General features: G+C 41.5%; 4 protein-coding genes. All 4 read left to right on the forward strand.

The genetic code is table 11. From position 1 onward, the window contains the following. Nucleotides 1-543 (forward strand): sirohydrochlorin cobaltochelatase (locus tag AB7E53_RS14335; protein WP_446776446.1); only part of this gene is annotated, 543 nt, incomplete at its 5' end. Next, nucleotides 530-2,029, forward strand: a complete 1,500-nt coding sequence (locus tag AB7E53_RS14340) for a PepSY domain-containing protein (protein WP_446776448.1) — start codon at nucleotides 530-532, stop codon at nucleotides 2,027-2,029. The genes AB7E53_RS14335 and AB7E53_RS14340, both read left to right, overlap by 14 nt. 36 nt (nucleotides 2,030-2,065) lie before the next feature. Then, on the forward strand, nucleotides 2,066-3,472 hold the full coding sequence (gene cobJ / locus AB7E53_RS14345) for a precorrin-3B C(17)-methyltransferase (RefSeq protein ID WP_446776450.1): 1,407 nt from the start codon (nucleotides 2,066-2,068) through the stop codon (nucleotides 3,470-3,472). A 3-nt stretch (nucleotides 3,473-3,475) separates the two neighbouring features. Further along, a partial coding sequence (gene cbiE / locus AB7E53_RS14350; protein WP_446776452.1) for a precorrin-6y C5,15-methyltransferase (decarboxylating) subunit CbiE occupies nucleotides 3,476-4,392 on the forward strand: 917 nt, incomplete at its 3' end.

Here is a 4,392-nt window from a genome sequence, read left to right on the forward strand (position 1 = left end):
ATGGAAGCGTTGCGTCGTGAAATCGAAAACATGGAACCGCAATTCAAAGATATCCGTATTGGAAATCCACTTCTGTACACAGTGGAGGATTACGAAAAAGTGGTAGATGTTCTTAGTGCAGAATATACAGGAAATAATTCTACACTGTTTGTTGGTCACGGCACATATACTCCGGCAACAGCCTGCTATGCCATGTTAGACTATATGTTGAAAGATAAAGGATTCAGTCAGATGCATATAGGCACAATAGAGGGTTATCCTTCGTTTGAAACGGTATTACGTCGGCTAAAATCTGATCAGAATAACCAAGTTACACTGGTTCCTTTTATGTTTGTTGCCGGCGACCATGCCGTTAATGATATTGATACCGAATGGAAAAGTGCACTCGAAAAAGAGGGATTCAGGGTAAATACCAATTTAAGAGGATTGGGAGAAATTCCCATGATTCAAGATCTATTTATTGAACATGCACGTTTCGCCTGCAATTACAAAATGGTAAAGATTCTTGATAAAAAGAAACGATATGCAAATGAAGGGAATTAGACAGATCATAACCCGATTCATATATACAATTCACAGGATGCTGGGAACTTTACTCAGTATCCTGTTTCTAATGTGGTTTCTTTCAGGGTTGGTTATGATGTATCATACCTTCCCAAAGGTATGGGATAAAGAAAAGTTGCAAAAGACAGAAATACTGGATTCTCTTCTCCCACCCATTGAAACAATAGCAGGCCGCATTCCATCGGACGAGAAAATTAATAACATTGAAGTAAGTCGATTTTTAAATCAGACTGTATTCCGGATTCAAACCAACAAACAAGTTTATCTCTTGCCTGCCGATTCAACTGAGCAGTTGCAGGAAATTAGCCTTGAAAGAATCTATCAGATGGCTCAAAAATGGAACAGCTCCTCAATCAACAGGATTGACACATTGCACAAACTTGATCAATGGACCCCGTTTGAAGAACTTAAAAAAGAACTTCCGTTTATAAAATTTTACTTTTCGGATAACGAAAAACATGAATTATACATCTCTTCACGAACAGGAGAAGTATTGCAGTACACGACACAAAAAGAACGTTTCTGGTCCTGGATGGGGGCGATTCCTCATTGGGTATATTTCACCAGCCTGCGGCAAGATCAGGCTCTTTGGACAAAGTCAATTATTTTTTTATCCGTATTGGGTATTATAATGACTTTGGCCGGGTTGTACGTTGGTATTCATGCATACATACAATGCCGGAAAAACAAATGTAGTTTCAAATCTCCTTATAAAAAACGATGGTATTGGCTACATCATATAACGGGACTTATATTCGGACTGTTTGTCCTGACCTGGATATTCAGCGGTATGATGTCGGTAACGGAAACTCCCAATTGGATAATCAAGAAAAAAGAGCATTACCCAATTGAAAAGATACTGGAAGGAGACGGAATTCGTCCGGAACTGTATACATTGGACTATAGAGAAGTGATAAGTCAGCTTTCCGGTACTGTTAAGAAGATTGAATGGGGACGATTCTTTGACAAACCTTTATATCATATTGTAACTACAAGTAAAAAAATAACGTTGGATGCCTCTTCTAACAAAATCCTACCCTTAAATCTTAAGGAGAAAGAGATAACAAAGGCAATTGAAAGTATCCATGGAAATGGTAGTACAAAAACAACTTTCTTAAAAGAATACGATAACTACTACCTTGCAAAATCAGGCCATCTTCCATTACCGGTTTACAAATTAGAGATAGCAGACGCAGACAATAGCTGCTACTATGTAAATCCCAAAAACGGACAATACAGATATTTCAATAACCGCAAACGGTGGGACTTCTGGTTATATAAAGGAATGCACGGTCTTACCTTCCAATTTCTGGTTACCCGGCCACTACTCCGGTTAACCGTTCTATGGATACTTATGTTAGGAGGAACCGTTGTTTCGGTATCCGGAGTCGTACTTGGAACAAGATATGTAATACGTAAAATAAGAAGATTGAATCTGCGAAAACAAAAAAAATTAAATAAATAATCCATACGTTTGTATGAATAAGAAGAAACAATCCAAATGAAACAAGGAAAAATAGTCGTCGCCGGAATCGGACCGGGAGATATGCAAGATATTACCCCTGCAGTCCGAACAGCCATTAGCAGTGCGGAAGTTGTTGTAGGATATAAATATTACTTTCAGTTTATTTCCACACTTATCACTCCCGGGACTCACTGTGTTGATACAGGAATGAAACGGGAAAAAGCAAGAGCTGAAGAGGCCTTCAATTATGCAGAAGAAGGAAAATCAGTTTGCGTGATAAGTTCCGGTGATGCAGGTATTTACGGGATGGCTCCTCTGATTTTTGAAATGAAAGAAGAACGCAAAAGCAACATTTCGGTGGAAGTGCTGCCCGGAATAAGTGCCTTTCAGAAAGCTGCAGCCATACTAGGAGCTCCCATAGGTCACGATTTCTGCATCATCTCACTTTCGGATCTGATGACTCCTTGGGAAAAGATTGAAAAAAGAATAGTGGCAGCAGCTACGGCCGACTTTGTAACAGCCGTTTACAATCCGCGAAGCGAAGGAAGGTATTGGCAACTGCACCGGCTCAAAGAGCTATTTCTGCAAGACCGATCCCCATTAACACCGGTCGGATTTGTCCGTCAGGCTGGCAGAGAAGACCAGGAAATATGTACAACCACACTGGAATCCTTTAATCCGGAACAAGTGGATATGTTTACCGTTGTCATAATTGGCAATTCTCAAACCAAATCATTTGACGGCAAGATGGTTACTCCTCGGGGATATTTCCGTGACAAAACTCCAATCGAGGCTGGCATCGGACAAGAAATCATGATTCGCAGTTTCCAGACAATCGAAAAAGAATTGCAAAACAAAAATATCCCTTTGGATCACAAATGGGCCTTGCTTCATGCCATCCATACCACTGCCGATTTTGAAATGGAGCAACTTCTTTATACTGATCCCGGTGCAGTTGCCTTGCTATATAAGAAGCTGAACGCTGGTAAATCTGTCACCATTGTTACTGATGTTACCATGGCAGCAGCCGGTATACGCAAGACAGCCATACAACGGATGGGTATTGAAGTAAAATGCTATTTGTCCGACCAGCGGATCGCACCAATTGCTGCCGAAAAAGGGATTACCCGCACCCAAGCAGGTATCAGACTTGCCGTAACCGAACATCCGGATGCGCTCTTTGTATTTGGAAATGCCCCTACCGCCCTGATGGAATTATGCGATCTTATCAGGAAAAACAAAGCCGCCCCTATAGGAGTCATCGCAGCGCCGGTAGGCTTTGTCAACGTAGAAGAATCCAAACATAGGATAAAACCATTTCACGAAATACCCAAAATCATCGTAGAAGGGCGAAAAGGGGGGAGCAATCTGGCCGCCACATTGGTTAATGCTATTCTCAGTTATAACGATGCAGAACAACTGCGTCCGGGGAGGGACGTATAATCTATGAAGTTTTATATAATAGGAATCAACGACAATCCAAGTCCGCAGTTTACGGACGAAGTCCTTTCTGTAATCCGTTCGGGAAAAGTATTCTCCGGAGGAATTCGTCACCACGGGATAGTAGAGGGATTTCTTCCTGCTCATACTCAATGGATAGATATTACTGTACCGTTGGAACATGTATTTCAACAATATTTGGAACATCCGGAAATTGTGGTCTTCGCTTCCGGCGACCCTTTATTCTATGGTTTTGCCAATACAATACAGAACAAATTACCAGACGCAGACATTGTTCTTTTTCCGGCATTCAATTCGCTTCAGATGTTGGCCCACCGTATGGTTTTACCTTATCACGACATGCAAATCGTTTCGCTAACAGGGCGTCCATGGGATGCTTTAGATGAGGCATTGATTGAAGGTAATGGGAAAATAGGAATACTAACCGACCGGGAGAAAACACCTGCAGCAATCGCTGTCCGCATGCTACACTACGGCTACACCAATTATAAGATAACCGTTGGAGAACTTCTTGGTAACAATACCGAAAGCATCCGGACTTTTTCTGTAGATGAATTGATAAACGAGACTTTTCGTTTCCCCAATTGCCTCATCATGGAACGAACCGGGTTGCGCTCACGCCCCTTCGGGATTAATGAAGAAGACTTTCATTTACTGAACGGACGTAAAAAAATGATTACGAAAATGCCCGTCAGATTACTTACATTAAGTATGCTTAACCTCCGCCACCGACATGTTTTCTGGGATATCGGCTTTTGCACTGGCTCCGTTTCCATTGAAGCTAAAATGCAATTTCCTCATCTGAAGATAATAGCCTTCGAGCAAAGAGAAGAAGGGAAAGAGCTAATGGAAATCAACAGCCGGAAATTCGGAACTCCGGGGATCACTTCCATTATAGGAAA

This window comes from Macellibacteroides sp., from assembly GCF_050251695.1.
Taxonomy (GTDB): domain Bacteria; phylum Bacteroidota; class Bacteroidia; order Bacteroidales; family Tannerellaceae; genus Macellibacteroides; species Macellibacteroides fermentans.